Here is a 16469-nt window from a genome sequence, read left to right as displayed (position 1 = left end):
GCTCATGACTCGGCGCGCTCTCTGATCGCGTCGGCGGCGCGACCGAGCAGGGCGGCGGCCTCTTCCAAGGAGAGGCCGTCGCCTTCGGCGTGCGCCACGGCGAACTCGTCCGCGCCGATCACCGACGTGACCAGTCCGGTCGCCCGCTCCAGGTTCTCCCGCTCCATCGGCGGCGGCCGGTGCTCCGCCGGCAGCAGGCCGTCCCTGGCACCGAGCAGCACCGCCCCGGCCCGCGCCGCCTCCGGCCCGCCGAGACCGGCCAGCGCCCAGGCCGCGGAGACCAGATGGACCGCCGGCATCTGCGGGGCGACCATCATCGACAACGATCCGAGGGAGCGCTCGTACGCCTCCACGGAGAGGTCGAGCGCCAGGTCGTACCGCTCGTCCAGGTTCTCGAGCCAGCCCAGGATGCCGAGCGTGAAGCCCTCGAAGATGGAGAGGGTCGCGGAGTCGAACTCGCTCCGCAGCCGGTGGAGATGCTCCCGGGCCTCGGCGGTCCGACCGGTGCGGCCGAGCGTCAGGGCGAGGAACACCCGGGCGCCGAGCACGGGTTCGTGGGCCCGCCCGTACCCGCCGTCCACGATCTCCCGCAGGATCGCCTCGCCCTCCTCGGGCCGTCCCGTCTCGACCAGCATGTCCGCGTACCTGGCCCGGAGCAGCGCCATCTGCGACTGGGCGCCGATCCGCTCCGCGTATCCGATCGCGGCGGCGAAGTCCTCGGCCGCGCCCTCGAACTCGAGCCGCCGCTCACGGGCCTCGGCGCGCGAGGAGAGCGCCTCGGCCGCGCCCCAGGCGTCGCCGAGCCGGACGAAGATCTCCAGGCTCTCGTCGGCGTCGGCGGCCGCCCGCCCGGCCCAGTCGGACCGGTTGGCGAACATGTTGGCCCTCATCTGGAGGGCGTTGGCCAGCTCCCAGTCGTAGCCGTGCCGCCGGCAGGCCTCGACCGTCGAGTCGAGGATCTCGCGCAGCCGGCCCGCCTCGCCGATCAGCAGGACCGCGAAGACGGCGAAGGAACCGGGCAGCCGGCAGGTCTGCGGCAGCCCCGGCTCGTAGACGGCGGTCATCTCCTTCAGCCGCCGCACGCCCTCGGGCGTGGTCCACCGCCCGGTCTCGTGATCCATGTTGAGGAGCTCCACGAGGCGCACCCCGCGCCGGGCCTCCCAGCGCTGCTCCTCGGAGAGCGGCGGCGGCGTCGCCGTGCACGGCTCGTGCAGCGCCACGACCGGCGCGGCGGGCGGCGTGAACGGGTCGGGCCCGAGCGCGGCGGCCTCCCGCGCCCACTGCAGGGCGTCGCCGCGCAGATCGCGCATCTGCCAGTACCAGAGCAGGGCGTGTACGAGGACCAGCGCCTCGTCCTCGTCGCGGGCGGCGACGGCCCTGCGCAGCGCCGTCCGGATGTTGACGTACTCGGCCTCGAACCGCGCGATGGCCTCCACCTGCCCGGCCCCGCGCAGTTCCGGATCGGTCCGACGCGCCAGTTCCCGGTAGTACGTCAGGTGGCGCCGCTCGGTCGCGGCGCGCTCGCCCGCCTCGTCGAGCCGCTCCCCCGCGTACTCGGCGACCGTCTCCAGGAGCCGGTAGCGCATCCCGGCCTCGCCGGGGGCGGCGACGACGAGCGACTTGTCGACGAGGGAGCCGAGGACGGTGAGCACGTCGGCCGTGGGAGCGCCGCAGACCGCTTCGGCCGCTTCGAGGTCGGTGCCGCCGGTGAAGACCGACAGGCGGCGCAGGACGGCCCGTTCGGGCTCGTCGAGGAGGTCCCAGGACCAGTCGACGACCGCGCGGAGGGTCTGCTGGCGGGGCAGGACGGTGCGGGCGCCGGAGGTGAGCAGCCGGAAGCGGTCGTCGAGCCGGTCGGCGATCTGGCGCGGGGTCAGCATCCGCAGCCGGGCGGCGGCCAGTTCGATCGCCAGCGGAAGCCCGTCGAGGCGGCGGACGATCTCGGCCGCCGCCTCCGGGTCCTCCTCGGTCCCGAAGCCGGGGCGTGCCGCCGCGCCCCGCTCTCCGAAGAGCCGCAGCGCGGTCTCCGTCGGCAGCGGGCCGAGCGGCCGCAGCACCTCCCCGGGCACGCCGAGCGGTTCCCGGCTCGTCGCGAGGACGCGGAGTCCGGGGCAGCGGGCGAGCAGCGTCTCGGCGAGGTCGGCGGCGGCGGCCACGAGGTGCTCGCAGTTGTCGAGGAGCAGCAGCATCCGGCGCCCGGCGCAGTGCTCGACGAGCCGGGTGATCGGGTCGTCGACGGCCCGCAGTTCCTCGGCTCCGGCGCCGCGCAGGACGGTCTCGCGGGCGCCGACGGCCGCGAGGACGGCCTCGGGCACGGCTTCCGGGTCGCGTACGGAGGCCAGCTCGGCCACCCACACCCCGTCCGGCCAGGCTCCGGCGCCGCGTTCGGCCGCTTCCTGGGAGAGCCGTGTCTTCCCGGCCCCGCCGGTGCCGAGGAGCGTGACGAGCCGGGCTCCGCGCAGGTCCTCCTGGAGCGCGAGGATCTCCTCGTCCCGCCCGACGAAGCTGGTCAGCCGGGCCCGGAGGTTCCCCGGCGGGCTCGCCGGGACCGGACGCGTCCCCGGGGCCCTGGCCGGTTCCGGTGCCAGGTCCGGGTCCGGGGTCAGGAGCTCGGCGTGGAGGGCCCGGAGGGCCGGTGACGGGTCGGTGCCGAGGCGGGTGGCGAGGGCGCGGCGGACCGACTCGTAGGCGGCGAGGGCCTCGGCTGCCCGGCCGGTGTCGCGGAGGGCGCGGATCCGGAGGGCCTGGAGGGGTTCGTCCAGCGGGTGGGCGGTGCAGAGGGCGGTCAGTTCGGGGAGGGCGGCGGCCGCGCCGCCGAGCCCGAGGGCGGCGTCGAGCCGGGCGCGGCGGGCGTCGAGCCTGCGGGCCTCCCAGCGGGTGGCCTCGGCGTCCCGGTCCGGCAGGTCGGCGAGGGCGGGCCCGCGCCAGAGGGCGAGGGCCTCGTCGAGGACGGCGGCGGCCCGCGCCGGGTCGCCGGCGGCGAGCGCGGCCACGCCTTCGGCGGCGAGGCGTTCGAAGCGGCGGGCGTCGACGTCCTCGGGGCGGGCGTCGAGCCGGTAGCCGCCCTCGGCGGAGATCACCCGGTCCCGGCCGACGGCCTTGCGGAGCCGTCCGACGAGGGCCTGGAGCGCGGCGACGGCGTCGGCGGGTGGTTCGTCGCCGTGCCACACCTCGTCGACGAGGTCGGTGACGGGCACCGTCCGCCCGGCCCGCAGGGCGAGCACGGTCAGCAGCGCGCGGACCCGGGGACCGCCGACGGTGACGTCGGTGCCGTCGGGCGCCTGGGCGAGGGTCGGGCCGAGCAGGGAGTAACGCACGGGCCCATTCTCCGTGAGACGGTCCCCGGCGGAGGAACTCGCCCCGTCACCCGGTACGTTTCCCGCACACCAGCCCTCCGTCCCTGGGAGTTCCCGCGATGACCACGGCCACCACCCGGCGCCACGAACGGCGGATCAGCCCCGTCTTCCTGGCGATCCTCGCCGTCATGGCCGTGACCGGCTGGGCGGTGTGGACGGACTTCGCCGCCTCGCCCGGCCTCGCGGTCTTCCTGTTCGTGACCTCGGCGTGGGTGGTGTCGCTCTGCCTCCACGAGTACGCGCACGCCCGCACGGCGCTGCACGGCGGCGACATCACGGTGGGCGCGAAGGGCTATCTGACGCTGAACCCGCTCGCGTACACCCACGCGGTGCTGAGCGTCATCCTGCCGGTGCTGTTCGTGATCATGGGCGGGATCGGTCTGCCCGGCGGCGCGGTCTTCATCGAGCAGGGCCGGATCAAGGGCCGCTGGAAGCACAGTCTGATCTCGGCGGCCGGCCCGCTGGCGAACGTGCTGTTCGCGCTGGTCTGCACGGCCCCGTTCTGGCTGGGCGCCCTCGACGGCGTGCCGGTGGCCTTCCAGTTCGCGCTGGCCTTCCTGGCGTTCCTCCAGGTGACGGCGGCGCTCCTGAACCTGCTGCCGGTGCCGGGGCTCGACGGCTACGGGGTGCTGGAGCCCTGGCTGTCGTACAAGGTGAAGCGGCAGGTCGAGCCGTACGCGCCGTACGGCTTCTTCATCGTGATCGCGCTGCTCTTCGTGCCCGCGATCAACGGCGCCTTCTTCGACGCGATCGACGCGCTGATGCGCTCGCTCGGCGTGCCGGAGGCGAGCCGCTACTGCGGTTCCCAGCTCTTCCGGGTCTGGGAGGAGACGCCGGAGTTCTGCCAGGTCCGGTGAGGTCCTAGCCCTGCGCGGCTGCCTGCTTCTCCGCCTTGGCGCGGCGGATGTAGTACCAGGCCATGTTGGAGGACAGGCCGGCGAGGAGGACCCAGATCACGCCCAGGAAGTTGCCCTGGACGAAGGAGACGACGGCCGCGGCGACGGCCAGGGCGCAGACCACGAGGGCGTAGAGGGCGAGGCGGGGCATGGGGGACGGCTCCTGTCCGGGTACGGCTGATGGTGCCCGTCCAGTGTCCCCCATGCCCGTGGGCGCCCGGTCTCCGGCTCGGAGGTCGGCTCGGCGTCGGCTCAGACGTCGGTGACGCGCAGGCCCGCGTGGGCCTTGTAGCGGCGGTTGACCGAGATGAGGTTGGCGACGAGGGACTCGACCTGGTGGGCGTTGCGCAGCCGGCCGGCGAAGACGCCGCGCATGCCGGCGATGCGGCCGGCGAGGGCCTGGACGATCTCGACGTCGGCGCGCTCCTCGCCGAGGACCATCACGTCCGTGTCGATCTCCTCGATGGACTCGTCCTGGAGGAGGACGGCCGAGAGGTGGTGGAAGGCGGCGGCGACCCGGGACTCCGGGAGCAGCGCGGCGGCCTGCTCGGCGGCGGAGCCCTCCTCGGGCTTCAGGGCGTAGGCGCCCTTCTTGTCGAAGCCGAGCGGGTTGACGCAGTCCACGACGAGCTTCCCGGCGAGCTCCGCGCGCAGCGACTCCAGGGTCTTGGCGTGCCCGTCCCACGGGACGGCGACGATCACGATGTCGCTGCGGCGGGCGACCTCGGCGTTGTCGGCGCCCTCGACGCCGTGGCCGATCTCCGCCGCGATGTCCCGGGCGCGCTCGGCGGCGCGGGAGCCGATGATCACCTTCTGGCCGGCCTTGGCGAGCCGGTAGGCGAGGCCGCGGCCCTGGTCGCCGGTGCCGCCGAGGACGCCGACGACGAGACCGGAGACGTCGGGGAGGTCCCACGGGTCCTTGGGGGCGGGCTTGCTCTCAGTCGTAGTCATGGCCCCGACATTACCGACCGGTCGGTGCTCCCGTACGGGTGGAGCGGGGACAACTGTCGGCGCGGCGGGCCCGGCTGGGGCAGGATGCCGTCCCATGGATGCCGTGAGGGTCGCGTTGCTGCGGGAAGTGCTCGCCGGGACGGAGTGGCCGGGGGCCGCCCGCCGGTTCGCGGGGGCGCTCAGGTCCTCGGTCGTCCCCCACCGGGGCGGGCTGCTCCTCGTGGGCACGGAGGAGTACGAGCCCTGGCACCTGGCCGCGCATCTGGTCGACGAGGCCGCCTGGTCGGGGCTCCCGGAGCTGGCGCCGACGCTGGTACGGCACAAGGTGCGGCCCGGCGATCCCGCGCACCTGGCCGTCGGGCTCGGGCGTCTGGAGGCGGCGGGGCGCGGGGCGACGCTGCTGATGGTGGCGCCGGAGCGGCCGGACGCGGGGCTGCTCCAGCGGGTGCACGACGCCCGGCGGGCGGGCGCGACGGTGCTGTCGCTCGACGGCGGTGACACGGAGGTGCGGGGCCTGGCCCACGAGACGCTCACGGTGGCCGAGGACGCGGGCGTGGACCTGGACACCGTCCAGCACCTGGTGAGCGCGGCGGCCGGCGAGAACAGCCTGCCGTCCCCCCGGGGCGGCCGCCGCCTCCGCGACCGCCTCTCCGGCCTCGCGGACCGCCTGACGGCCCCGCCGCCGGCCCGCTGGTAGCGCGGGGCCTTCCGCGAGGCCTCGCTCGGGGCCTCCGGGCCCTCCCGCGCTCGGGGCCTCCGGCGCTCGGGTCCGTAATTCGGTTGCCCCCGGCATCCGCCGGACGGAGCATGGCCCCTCGTGTCCTCCCCCCTGTTTTCGAAGCTCTCCGCCCTGTTGCCCGACCTGGCGCCGTGGCGGTCATCGCCCGACTTCCGGCTGCTGTGGGTGCAGGGGCTCGTCACGTACTTCAGCAGCGCGATGGCGATGATCGCCCTGCCGTTGCAGATCAAGGAGCTGACGGGCTCGCCGCTCGCGGTGGGCGCGATGGGCGCGGTCGAGCTCGTGCCGCTGGTGGTGTTCGGCCTGTACGGCGGGGCGCTCGCGGACGCGGTGGACCGGCGGAAGGTGATCCTCGCGACGGAGGCCGGGCTCGGCCTGCTGGCCGGTCTGCTGCTCGTCAACGCGCTGCTGCCGGAACCGATGCTGTGGCCGCTGTACGTGGTGGCCGCCGGGGTCTCGGCGCTCGCCGGGCTCCAGCGCCCGGCGCTCGACTCGCTGCTCGCCCGGATCGTGCCGCACGAGCAGCAGACGGCGGCGGCCGCCCTGAACTCGCTGCGCTGGCAGATGGGCTCGATCGCGGGCCCGGCGATCGCGGGCCTCGTCGTGGCGTACGCGGGTCACGCGCCCGCGTACGGGGTGACGATCGCCGGTTTCGCCGTGTCGGTGCTGCTCTGCCGCCGGCTCTCCCCCGCGCCGGCCGCGCATGACGCGGAGAAGCCCTCGCTGCGGGGCATCGCGGAGGGCGCGCGGTACGCCTGGTCGCGGCCGGTGCTGCTCGGCACGTACGCGATCGACCTCGCCGCGATGTTCTTCGCCTTCCCGAACACGATCTTCCCGTTCCTCGCGGACGAGCTGGACGCCGACTGGTCGCTCGGCCTGATGTACGCGGCGGGCTCGGTCGGCTCGCTGGTGCTCGGACTGACCAGCGGCTGGACCTCGAAGGTGCGGCGGCACGGCCTGCTCGTGGTCGGCGGCGCGGCCGGCTGGGGCCTGTCGATCGCGGCGGCCGGCTGGTTCGGGAACGTCTGGCCCGTGCTGCTGTGCCTGGCCTTCGCGGGCGCCGGCGACATGCTGAGCGGCCTCGGCCGGGCCACGATCTGGAACCAGACGATCCCGGAGGAGCTCCGCGGCCGGCTGGCCGGCATCGAGGTGCTCTCCTACAGCGTCGGCCCTCAGCTCGGCCAGGTCCGCGCCGGCGTGATGGCCGGCTGGACCGGGACCCGTAGCGCCGTCTGGACGGGCGGCGTCGCCTGCGTCGCCTCGGTCGGCCTGCTCTGCCTGGCCCTCCCCAAGCTCCTCACCTACGACTCCGACACCGACGAGGACTCCCTCCGCCGCAAGGCCCAGCAGGAAGAGGTCCGCCGCGAGGCGGCGGGCACGGCCTGACCCGGACGTCGGGCACGTCCTACTCCGGGACGTGCGGCGGGACGGCCGGCGGGGGCCCGTCGGGGCCGTGGAAGACGGTCCCGGCGGGCCCCCGGCGGTCACTCGTCCGGGGTGCGGTCCTTTCCGGCTTCGTCGTGCCAGCGCGGGTCGGTCTCCCACTCCAGGTTCCGCTCACGGGCGGTCTCCATGGCGTGGGAGGCCTCCTCACGGCTGGCGTACGGGCCGAAGCGGTTCTTGGCGGGGCACTCGGGGCCCTCCTCGACCTTCTTGTGCTCCAGGCAGTAGTACCACTCGCCCGGTTTGCCCACGGTGCGCTTCTTGAACAGGGCCATCGTCGTCGGCTCCTTCCTCCGAGACCATGCTGCCCCAGACCCGGTCGTTAGACTCGCTGGCATGTCTGGCCAGTCGCTTCTCGTACCGGGGGAGCTCTCCCCCCACCGCTCCGTTCCGGGTTCCATCCGCCGCCCCGAGTACGTCGGGAAGCCCGCCCCGGCCCCGTACACCGGGCCCGAGGTGCAGGATTCCGACACCGTCGAACGGATGCGGATCGCCGGCCGCATCGCCGCCCAGGCGATGGAGGAGGCCGCCAAGCACATCGCTCCCGGTGTCACCACCGACGAGCTCGACCGGGTCGCCCACGAGTACATGTGCGACCACGGCGCCTACCCCTCGACCCTCGGCTACCGCGGCTTCCCGAAGTCGCTGTGCGCCTCGATCAACGAGGTCATCTGTCACGGCATCCCGGACTCCACGGTGCTGCGGGACGGCGACATCGTGAACCTGGACGTCACGGCGTTCATCAACGGCGTCCACGGCGACAACAACGCCACCTATCTCTGCGGCGACGTCGACGAGGAGTCGCGGCTGCTCGTGGAGCGCACCCGCGAGTCCCTGAACCGGGCGATCAAGGCGGTGAAGCCGGGCCGCCAGATCAACATCATCGGGCGGGTCATCGAGTCGTACGCCAAGCGGTTCGGCTACGGCGTCGTGCGGGACTTCACCGGGCACGGCATCAACTCGTCGTTCCACTCCGGCCTGATCGTCCCCCACTACGACTCCCCCCACCACACCACCGAGATCAAGACCGGCATGACCTTCACGATCGAGCCGATGCTGACGCTCGGCACCCACGACTACGACATGTGGGACGACGGCTGGACCGTGGTGACCAAGGACCGGAAGCGGACGGCGCAGTTCGAGCACACGCTCGTGGTGACCGAGAACGGGGCCGAAATCCTTACGTTGCCCTGACCGCCCCAAGGGGTAGCGTTTTACCGACAGGACGTCGGGAACCAGTTGACTTAGGTAAGCCTAACTTGGCAGGATCGTCACTGGTTCCCGTTCCATCGGTCTCGGAGGCACGCCTTGGACACGCCCTTCTCCACCCTGATCCGTACGGCTTCGCACGAGCAGCACACGGAGGCGGAGACGTCGTCCTTCATGGGTGACCTGCTGGGCGGACGTCTGGCGGTCGACGCCTACGCGCGGTACACGGAGCAGCTCTGGTTCGTCTACCGGGCCCTGGAGGAGGGCGCCGAGGCGCTGCGCCAGGACCCGGTCGCCGGGCCGTTCATACAGCCCGAGCTCTTCCGCACGGACGCCCTGGAGCAGGACCTCGCCCATCTGCGCGGCCCCGGCTGGCGCGCCGGGGTCTCCCCGCTGCCCGCCACCGTCGCCTACGCCGAGCGGGTCGCCGAATGCGCCCGCGACTGGCCGGCCGGATACGTCGCCCACCACTACACGCGCTACCTGGGCGACCTGTCGGGCGGCCAGATCATCCGCGACAAGGCCGAACGGACCTGGGGCTTCGCCCGCAAGGGCGACGGCGTCCGCTTCTACGTCTTCGAGCAGATCTCCAACCCGGCCGCCTTCAAGCGGGAGTACCGGGAGCTCCTCGACGGCGTCAACGCCGACGACCTGGAGAAGCAGCGCATCGTCGACGAGTGCAAGCGCGCCTTCGCCTTCAACACCGCGCTCTTCCAGCAGCTGGGCACGGAGTTCCCGCTCAGCGCGTGAGGGTTCCCTCCAGGCGGACCCGTCCGCCCAGCTCCACGATGCCGTCAGGGCCGGGTGCGGTGAGCAGCTGCGAACCCCGGCCCTGAGTGATGTTCAGGGCCCGGCCGAGCTCGGCGGTGAGGAGCAGGGCGGCGGCGCCGGTCGCCTCGTCCTCGTCGATGCCGTCGCCGCGGCCGGGGAAGCCCCGCGCCCTGACCCGGCCGGCGGCCTCCTCCTCCCACGCCCAGGCGTAGATCCACTCGCCCGGTTCGGGCACGTCGAGCGCGTCGACCTCGGCGGCGGAGCCGTACTGGCGCAGGGTGCGGGACGGCGCCCAGTCGGCGCGCGCCTCGATCCAGGTGAACTCGCCGTCCCCGCGCACCCACACCTCGCCGGCGGGCGGGCAGATGACCTCCAGGTCGAGCAGCCAGGCGGCGCCGATCAGCGGGTAGCCGGCGAACGGCAGCCGCACGCTGGGGGTGTAGATGTCGACGATGCCGCGCTCCGGGTCGTCGACGAACACCGTCTCGCTGAAGCCGAGTTCCTTGGCGAGTGCCTGCCGGGACGCCTCGTCGGGATGGGTGCGGGCGTCCCGTACGACTCCGAGCGCGTTGCCGTGCCGGCCGTCGCCCGCACAGAAGACCCGGAGGACGTCGATGTCAGTGGCGGTCGTGTTCATGGCGGAATTCAACCACCAGACGGTACGGCGGCAGGGCCGCACCCGACGAACGGGTGCGGCCCTGTCCGGCCCGGGCGCGGCTGGTCAGGAACCCAGGGCCCGGCGGCGTACGGCGATGACGACGGCGGCACCGGCGGCGGCCGTCACGCCCGAGACGGCGAGCAGGAGGCCGTTCGGGGCGCCGGAGCCGGTGGCGGCGAGGGCCGCGGTGCCGCCGGCCCCGCCGACGGTCCCGCCGCCGCCCGTGGTGCCGCCGGTGGTGCCGCCGGTGGTCGTGGAGGAGCCGCCGGCGGTCGACGGGAGCGGGGCTCCCGCGTCGGCGGACAGGGTCAGGGTGACCGGGTCGACGGCCGTGCCGGGGCCGTAGAAGCTCATGCCGCTCGGCGCGGCGAACTGGGCGGCGCCGTCCTTGGTGAGCTTCGCCGGGATGTTCGCGAGGGTCACCGCTCCGTCCGTCGCCGTCCAGTCGGCCTTCGACAGGTCGAGCTCGGCGAAGGCCACGTCGTTCCGGGTGCCCCGGGCGGTGGTGACGTCGGCGGTGAGGGTGCCGCTGGAGCCCTTGGCCGTGACCTTCACGTCGCCGATGGTCCAGTCGATGCCGTGCGCGGCGCACGCGAAGGCGAGCTTTCCGGAGAAGGCGGCGTCGGCCTTGCGGGCGTCGGCGTCGAGGTCGGCCTTGACGAAGCCGAACTCGTAGGAGGAACCGTTCTTCCTCGCGCCGGCGGACGGGGTGACGGTGCCGCCGCAGGTCTGGGCCACGTACGTCCGCCAGCTCTGCTTCACGCCCCAGGTGAGACGGCCGTCGACGACACCGGAGGGGGTGGCGGGGGTGGCGGTCGCGGGTGCGGCGGTAGTGGGTGACGTGGTGGCGGGTGCCGTGGTGGGCGGGGCCGTGGTCGGGGGCGCGGTGGTGGGCGGGGCCGTGGTCGGCGGGGCGGTGGTCGGCCGGGCGCCCGCCTTGACCGTGAGGGTGGCCGCGTCGAGCGCGTCGCCCTCCTTGTAGAAGCCGGCGAACGCCGCCGCGCCGTCCTTCGTCAGCTTCGCCGGTATGTCCTTGAAGACCATCGCGCCGCCCGCGCCCTGGGCCGGCCGGACGCCGGTCATGTCGAGCGCGGCGAAGGCGATGTCGTCGCGGGTGGTGAAGGTGCCGTCCTTCTCCTTGGTGACGACGTCCGCGGTGATCTCGCCGGTGGGCGCGGCCGTGCCCTTGGTCGTCAGCCGTACGTCCGAGATCCGGATGTCGAGGACGCCCTCGTGGGCCTCGAAGTGGACGCCGCCCTTGAAGGAGTTGGCGGTGGCGTGGCTGCCCGTGTCGTACGTGCCGGTGCCGTCCACGAACGTGAAGACCCCGTTGCCCGCGGCCTGCCGGGCGCCGCCCTCGACGGTGGTCCTCCCGTGGGCGAAGGGCTGGGCCAGGTACGAGCGGAAGGACTGCTTGATGCCCCAGTCCAGGGTGCCGTCGCTCAGCGTCATCGGCGGCGCGGCCGCGTCGGCCGCGGCGGCGGGCAGGGCGAGCGCGACGGCGCCCGTGCCGAGGGCGGCCGCCGTGGCGACGGCGGCTGCCAGGGTGACGGAACGGCGCAGGGGGGTGGCCATGGGCGGGTCTCTCCTAGGGGTGCGAAAGGGTGCAAAGGGGTATGAAGGGGTGCGCGCGGGCGCGCGGGAGCCGGCGCGGGGCGCCTGGGATGCGGGACGGGGTACGGGGGGGGGAAGTCCGGGACGGTGTACGGGAGATGTGCGGGCTGGTCCGGGGTGGCGCGGGCCGCCGGGTCAGCCCGTGGGCGTGCCGGTACGGCGGCGGCGCACGGCGGCGAGGACCGCGAGGACGGCGACGAGCAGCGCACCGCCGCCGATCGCGAGGTAGGTGCCGGTGGCGGAGGTCTCGGTGGCCGGGGTGGCGGCGGTGGCGGCCGGGGCTTTCGGCGTGGTGGCGCCGGCGGACGGCGTGGGCCCGGCGTCGCTGCCCAGGTCGGGGAGCGGGGGCAGCTGGGCCTTGGTGTCGACGGCGACGGCGAGTGAGACGGGGTCCATCGCCGTGCCCGCCCGGTACATCCCGCCGAATGCCTCGGCGCCGCCCTCGGTGAGGGTGGCGGGGGCTTCGGTGACGAGGGCGATGCCGTCCTTCGCGGCGAAGCCGGGCGCGGCGAAGGTGACGAGGGGGACGGCAGCGCGGGTCGTGCCCGCGGTCGTGACGTCGGCGCTGAGGGTGCCGGTGCCGTCGGCGACCTTCACCCTGACCTTGCCGAGGGTGAGGTCGAGGTGGGCGCCGGTGAAGCGGACGCTGCCCGCGAAGGCGGCGTCGAGGCGGCGCTTCGTGGCGTCGTAGCTGCCCTTCCCGTCGGGGAAGCGGAAGAGCGCGCCGCCGTCCTGGGCTCCGCCGGTGAGCTTCCATCCGCCCTGGGCGATGGCGCCGGTGACGTACTCGCGGAAGGTGCGGCGGACGCCCCAGTCGACCTGGCCGCGCAGGGCGGCGGGCGAACTCGCCGTGGGCGAGGGGCCGGTGGAGGGGCCGGTGGTCGGCCGGCCGGTCGGCGGGGTCGGGGTCGGCTTCGGGGTGGTGGTCACGTCGACGGTGAGGCTGACGGGGTCCAGTGGGGTGCCCGCCGGGTAGTAGCCGGCGAAGGCGGTGGCGCCCTGGGCGGTGAGGGTGGCGGGCACGCCGGTGAGGGCGAGGGGGCTGCCGCCGCCGCGCATGTCGACGCCGCCGAGGTCGAGGGCGGCGAGGGGCACGCGGGAGGTGACGGTCACGCGGTCGCTGCCCTTGGCCTTGCTCGCCATGTCGGCGTAGAGGGTGCCGCGTCCGTTCCGGATGCTGACGCGGGGGCGGCTGAGGGTGAGGTCGAGTTCGTTGCCGCCGTCCGCCCTGCGGTGGCCGGTGAAGCGGACGCCGCCGGTGAAGGCGGCTTCGAAGGCGCCGGTCGCCGGATCGTAGGAGCCCTGGGCGGAGTGGAAGCGGAACCGGCTGCCGCCGGTCGTCGCGGCGCCGCCGGTGAGGCTCCAACCGCCTTGTGCGATGGGCCCGGTGACGTAGCTCTGGAAGGAGGACTTGATGCCCCAGTCGAGCCGTCCGCCCTGCACCGTACGGCTCTCCGCGTGGGCGGCGGTGGCCGGTGCCAGGGCTCCGAGCAGGGCCGCGAGCAGGGTCGCGGCAAGTGCGCGGGCGGATCTGGACAGCAGCATGGAGCCCCTCCGAGGGCTAGTGACTTAGGTAAGGCTAACCTAAGCTACATCGAGTCGGGGTGGAACCCCGCCGCCCCCGTGCACCCCCGGGGACGGACCAGGAGACGAACGACAGGACGGTGCCCGGTGCGCAGAACTCGCCTAGCGGGAGCGCTGACAGCAGCGCTCGCCCTCGCCTTCGCGGCGACCGGCTGCGGCGGCACGGGCCCCGGCGGGGGCGGAACCGGGAGCGGGGGCGGAGCCGGAAGCGCGCCCGCCGCGCGGGCGGCCCTCGCCCCCGACCGGGTCGAGCCGCTGGCCGCACCGGCCGCGCCCCGACTGCCCGTCACCGTCCCCTCGGCCGACGGCCGGAAGGTCACCGTTTCCTCCGCCGACCGGATCGTGCCGCTCAGCGGCTCCCTCAGCGAGATCGTCTTCACGCTGGGCCTCGGCGACCGTGTCGTCGCCCGGGACATCACCGCCACCTTCGAACAGGCCGCGGGGCTGCCGGTGGTGACGCGGGGTCACGACGTCTCCGCCGAGAGCGTGCTCTCGCTCCGGCCGACCCTCGTGCTCGCCGAGTCCACCACGGGACCGGCCGAGGCCATCGCCCAGATCCGGGACGCGGGCGTCCCGCTCGTGGTCGTGAAGCCCGCCGAGGGGCTCGCCGACGTCGGCACCCGGATCGACGCGGTGGCCGCCGCCCTCGGCGCGCCCGGCTCCGGCACGGAGCTGCGCGAGCGCACCCGGGCGCGGATCGACGCCGTACGGAAGGGGATTCCGGCCGGCCGGGAGAAGCCGCGGGTGGCGTTCCTCTACGTGCGCGGCTCGGCCGCCGTCTATCTGCTCGGCGGGGCCGAATCCGGCGCGAGCTCCCTGCTCGAAGCGGCCGGGGCGGTGGACGCGGGCAAGGAGTCGGGGCTCACGAAGGACTTCACGCCGATCACCAGCGAGGCGCTCGCGCAGGCCGCGCCCGACGCGCTCCTCGTCATGAGCAAGGGCCTGGCCTCGGTCGGCGGCGTCGACGGTCTGGTGCGGATCCCGGGCGTCGCCGAGACCCCGGCCGGCGCCGCCCGCCGGGTCGTCACCGTCGACGACGGCGTCCTCCTCAACTACGGCCCGCGCACCGACCAGGTCCTGAAGTCCCTGGCCGGCCAGTTGTACGGGGAGGCGAGGTGACGGCGGCTCCCCGGACGGACCAGCCCGTCCGTCCCCTGCCGGACCGGGCCGACCCGCCGGCCGCGGCCGACCGCCCGCGGCGCGGCCGGGCCACCGTCCTCACGCTCGGTCTGCTCGCCGCCCTGCTGCTGCTCTCGCTGCTGTCCGCCGGGGTCGGGGCGTACGAGATCCCGCTCGGCGACGTCCTCGCCTCCGTCCGGCACCGGACCGGGCTCGGCGGGCACGCGCTCGACCGCACGGCGGAGAGCGTCCTGTGGAACATCCGGCTGCCCCGGGTGGTCCTGGCCGTCCTGGTCGGCGCGTCCCTGGGCTGCGCGGGCGCCCTGATGCAGGGCGTGTTCGGCAACCCGCTCGCGGAGCCCGGCGTCATCGGCATCTCGGCGGGCGCGGCGGTGGGCGCGGTCGGGGCGATCGCACTGGGGCTCACCTTCCTCGGCAACTGGACGGTGACGGTCTGCGCGTTCGTCGCGGGGCTCGCCACGGTGCTGCTGGTGTACGCGATGTCCCGCTCGGGCGGGCGTACGGAGGTGGTGACGCTGATCCTCACCGGCATCGCGGTGAACGCCTTCGCCGGGGCCCTGATCGGCCTCTTCCTCTTCTTCGCCGACAACGCGCAGGTCACCCAGATCACCTTCTGGCAGCTGGGTTCGCTGGCCCAGGCGACCTGGCCGAAGGTCCTCGCGGTGCTGCCGTGCGCGCTGCTCGGCCTGGCCGTCGCGCCCTTCCACTCGCGGCGGCTCGACCTGCTGGCGCTCGGCGAGCGGCCCGCCCGCCATCTGGGCGTGGACGTGGAGCGGTTGCGGGTGGTGCTGATCCTGGTGGTGGCGCTGCTCACGGCGGCGGCGGTCGCGGTGGCCGGGATCATCACCTTCGTCGGCCTGCTCGTACCGCATCTGCTGCGGATGGCGAACGGCCCCGGCCACCGCTTCCTGGTGCCGGGCAGCGCGCTGGGCGGGGCCGTCGTCCTCGCGGCCGGTGATCTCGCGGCCCGTACGGTCGCGGCGCCGGCCGAACTTCCGCTGGGCGTCCTCACCGCCCTCCTCGGCAGCCCCTTCTTCTTCTGGCTGTTGCGCAGGACCCGTCGCAAGCAAGGTGGTTGGGCATGACATCGGTACGACTCCGGGGACTGCTGCCGCGGCCGCGCGCCCGGTCGCTCCCCTCCCCCGCCGCGCCCGGCGCGCTCGTCGCCGAGGCCGTCGGCGTACGGGTGGACCGGGGGCGCCGGACGGTCCTCGACGGGGTGGGGATCGGGGTGCGGGCCGGCGAGGTGCTCGCGCTCGTGGGGCCCAACGGCGCCGGGAAGTCGACGCTGCTCGCCGCGCTCGCGGCGGATCTGGCCCCGGACGCCGGGGAGGTACGGATCGGGGGGCGGCCCGCGGGCGACTGGCCGGCCGGGGAACTCGCCCTGCGCCGGGCGGTGCTGCCGCAGGCCGCCGCGCTCTCCTTCCCGTTCCCGGTCGCCGAGGTGGTGCGGATGGGCCGGGCCCCGTGGGCGGGGACCGCGCGGGAGGAGGAGGACGAGGCGGCCGTCGCCGGGGCGATGGCGGCCACCGAGGTCGCGGCCTTCGCGGGGCGGCCCTTCTCGGCGCTTTCGGGCGGCGAGCGGGCGCGGGTGGCGCTGGCCCGCGTACTGGCCCAGCGGACCGGTCTGTTGCTGCTCGACGAGCCGACCGCCGCGCTGGACCTGCGCCACCAGGAGCTGGTCCTCCGGGTCTGCCGGGAGCGCGCGGCGGCCGGGGACGCGGTGGTGGTCGTCCTGCACGACCTGGGGCTCGCCGCCGCGCACGCGGACCGGGTCGCGGTGCTGCACGAGGGGCGGATCGCGGCGGACGGGCCGCCGGCGGCGGTGCTGGACGCGGAGTTGCTGAGCGGGGTCTACCGGCAGCGGGTGGAGGTGTTCCCGCATCCGCGGACGGGCGTTCCGCTGGTGGTCCCTGTGCGCGCGGGCGGGGCGGCGGCCTCCGTTCCCGCCGCTCCTACCGCCACGTAAACCAAATCAGGACAATCCTCCCCGCTTGACCTGCTCTTGACCAAGCCATGAGAACCCCATGAAGTCCCTGTGATTCCGCCGTGTCCGGTCCGCCGGGCCTGAGAGCTGAATCACTGGACGGGTGGGTATGGCTGAGGTA

The 16469-nt window shown here is 74.5% G+C and carries 15 protein-coding genes; 8 read left to right on the top strand and 7 right to left on the bottom strand.

Going from position 1 to position 16469, the window contains the following annotated elements; genetic code table 11:
- Positions 1-2: 2 nt before the first annotated feature.
- The gene (locus ACZ7G1_RS27435) at positions 3-3317 is read right to left on the bottom strand and encodes an AfsR/SARP family transcriptional regulator (protein ID WP_470879510.1); all 3315 of its coding nucleotides are present in this window, start codon (positions 3315-3317) and stop codon (positions 3-5) included.
- A 98-nt stretch (positions 3318-3415) separates the two neighbouring features.
- Here ACZ7G1_RS27435 and ACZ7G1_RS27430 point away from each other — a divergent pair, with 98 nt between their 5' ends.
- Positions 3416-4213, top strand: a complete 798-nt coding sequence (locus ACZ7G1_RS27430; protein WP_470879509.1) for a site-2 protease family protein — start codon at positions 3416-3418, stop codon at positions 4211-4213.
- Positions 4214-4217: 4 nt separating this feature from the next.
- Here ACZ7G1_RS27430 and ACZ7G1_RS27425 read toward each other — a convergent pair whose 3' ends face one another.
- Positions 4218-4457 (bottom strand): hypothetical protein, encoded by a 240-nt coding sequence (locus ACZ7G1_RS27425; protein WP_470879508.1) that lies wholly within the window; start codon positions 4455-4457, stop codon positions 4218-4220.
- Between the two features lie 47 nt (positions 4458-4504).
- Positions 4505-5203, bottom strand: a complete 699-nt coding sequence (gene npdG / locus ACZ7G1_RS27420) for an NADPH-dependent F420 reductase (RefSeq protein WP_470879507.1) — start codon at positions 5201-5203, stop codon at positions 4505-4507.
- A 94-nt stretch (positions 5204-5297) separates the two neighbouring features.
- Here npdG and ACZ7G1_RS27415 point away from each other — a divergent pair, with 94 nt between their 5' ends.
- Both ACZ7G1_RS27415 and ACZ7G1_RS27410 read left to right on the top strand, forming a co-directional pair.
- A complete protein-coding gene (locus tag ACZ7G1_RS27415; RefSeq protein ID WP_470879506.1) occupies positions 5298-5900 on the top strand; it encodes a hypothetical protein in 603 nt (200 codons plus the stop codon).
- A 120-nt stretch (positions 5901-6020) separates the two neighbouring features.
- Positions 6021-7328: an MFS transporter gene (locus ACZ7G1_RS27410; protein ID WP_470879505.1), complete on the top strand. Its 1308-nt coding sequence runs from the start codon at positions 6021-6023 to the stop codon at positions 7326-7328.
- A 98-nt stretch (positions 7329-7426) separates the two neighbouring features.
- Here ACZ7G1_RS27410 and ACZ7G1_RS27405 read toward each other — a convergent pair whose 3' ends face one another.
- A complete protein-coding gene (locus ACZ7G1_RS27405) occupies positions 7427-7660 on the bottom strand; it encodes a hypothetical protein (RefSeq protein WP_470879504.1) in 234 nt (77 codons plus the stop codon).
- A 61-nt stretch (positions 7661-7721) separates the two neighbouring features.
- Here ACZ7G1_RS27405 and map point away from each other — a divergent pair, with 61 nt between their 5' ends.
- Together map and ACZ7G1_RS27395 are read left to right on the top strand one after the other, a co-directional pair.
- Positions 7722-8579 carry a type I methionyl aminopeptidase gene (gene map, locus ACZ7G1_RS27400; protein WP_470879503.1) on the top strand — a complete coding sequence of 286 codons (858 nt, stop codon included), beginning with the start codon at positions 7722-7724 and terminating at the stop codon, positions 8577-8579.
- A gap of 114 nt (positions 8580-8693) precedes the next feature.
- Entirely contained in the window at positions 8694-9344 is a 651-nt protein-coding gene (locus ACZ7G1_RS27395; RefSeq protein WP_470879502.1) for a biliverdin-producing heme oxygenase, read from the top strand.
- On the opposite strand, the gene ACZ7G1_RS27390 is transcribed toward ACZ7G1_RS27395, so the two are convergent.
- The 3 genes from ACZ7G1_RS27390 to ACZ7G1_RS27380 form a co-directional block, all read right to left on the bottom strand.
- Positions 9334-10002 (bottom strand): PhzF family phenazine biosynthesis protein, encoded by a 669-nt coding sequence (locus ACZ7G1_RS27390; protein ID WP_470879501.1) that lies wholly within the window; start codon positions 10000-10002, stop codon positions 9334-9336. The two genes, ACZ7G1_RS27395 and ACZ7G1_RS27390, sit on opposite strands and share 11 nt — an antisense overlap.
- Positions 10003-10086: 84 nt before the next feature.
- Positions 10087-11598, bottom strand: coding sequence for an HtaA domain-containing protein (locus tag ACZ7G1_RS27385; RefSeq protein WP_470879500.1), 1512 nt, complete (start codon positions 11596-11598; stop codon positions 10087-10089).
- A gap of 174 nt (positions 11599-11772) precedes the next feature.
- The gene (locus ACZ7G1_RS27380) at positions 11773-13182 is read right to left on the bottom strand and encodes an HtaA domain-containing protein (protein WP_470879499.1); all 1410 of its coding nucleotides are present in this window, start codon (positions 13180-13182) and stop codon (positions 11773-11775) included.
- A 78-nt stretch (positions 13183-13260) separates the two neighbouring features.
- On the opposite strand from ACZ7G1_RS27380, the gene ACZ7G1_RS27375 reads away from it, so the two are divergent.
- From ACZ7G1_RS27375 to ACZ7G1_RS27365, 3 genes are read left to right on the top strand one after another with little or no spacing between them, the layout of a single operon-like run.
- Positions 13261-14340, top strand: coding sequence for a heme/hemin ABC transporter substrate-binding protein (locus ACZ7G1_RS27375; protein WP_470879498.1), 1080 nt, complete (start codon positions 13261-13263; stop codon positions 14338-14340).
- 35 nt (positions 14341-14375) lie between these two features.
- Positions 14376-15446: a FecCD family ABC transporter permease gene (locus tag ACZ7G1_RS27370; RefSeq protein WP_470879518.1), complete on the top strand. Its 1071-nt coding sequence runs from the start codon at positions 14376-14378 to the stop codon at positions 15444-15446.
- Positions 15443-16330: a heme ABC transporter ATP-binding protein gene (locus ACZ7G1_RS27365; RefSeq protein WP_470879497.1), complete on the top strand. Its 888-nt coding sequence runs from the start codon at positions 15443-15445 to the stop codon at positions 16328-16330. The genes ACZ7G1_RS27370 and ACZ7G1_RS27365 overlap by 4 nt, the downstream gene beginning before the upstream one ends.
- The last annotated feature ends 139 nt before the right edge of the window (positions 16331-16469 follow it).

Source organism: Streptomyces sp. NPDC037273 (assembly GCF_055603625.1).
The sequence above is the reverse complement of the archived record's forward strand: the minus strand, read 5'-3'. Positions and strand labels throughout refer to the sequence as shown.

Bases quoted from the DNA above. Each gene is read 5' to 3' on its own strand.
- ACZ7G1_RS27430 (WP_470879509.1), top strand. From the start codon at position 3,416: ATGACCACGGCCACCACCCGGCGCCACGAACGGCGGATCAGCCCCGTC.
- ACZ7G1_RS27425 (WP_470879508.1), bottom strand. From the start codon at position 4,457: ATGGGGGACACTGGACGGGCACCATCAGCCGTACCCGGACAGGAGCCG.
- npdG (WP_470879507.1), bottom strand. From the start codon at position 5,203: ATGACTACGACTGAGAGCAAGCCCGCCCCCAAGGACCCGTGGGACCTC.
- ACZ7G1_RS27415 (WP_470879506.1), top strand. From the start codon at position 5,298: ATGGATGCCGTGAGGGTCGCGTTGCTGCGGGAAGTGCTCGCCGGGACG.
- ACZ7G1_RS27405 (WP_470879504.1), bottom strand. From the start codon at position 7,660: ATGGCCCTGTTCAAGAAGCGCACCGTGGGCAAACCGGGCGAGTGGTAC.
- map (WP_470879503.1), top strand. From the start codon at position 7,722: ATGTCTGGCCAGTCGCTTCTCGTACCGGGGGAGCTCTCCCCCCACCGC.
- ACZ7G1_RS27390 (WP_470879501.1), bottom strand. From the start codon at position 10,002: ATGAACACGACCGCCACTGACATCGACGTCCTCCGGGTCTTCTGTGCG.
- ACZ7G1_RS27385 (WP_470879500.1), bottom strand. From the start codon at position 11,598: ATGGCCACCCCCCTGCGCCGTTCCGTCACCCTGGCAGCCGCCGTCGCC.
- ACZ7G1_RS27380 (WP_470879499.1), bottom strand. From the start codon at position 13,182: ATGCTGCTGTCCAGATCCGCCCGCGCACTTGCCGCGACCCTGCTCGCG.
- ACZ7G1_RS27365 (WP_470879497.1), top strand. From the start codon at position 15,443: ATGACATCGGTACGACTCCGGGGACTGCTGCCGCGGCCGCGCGCCCGG.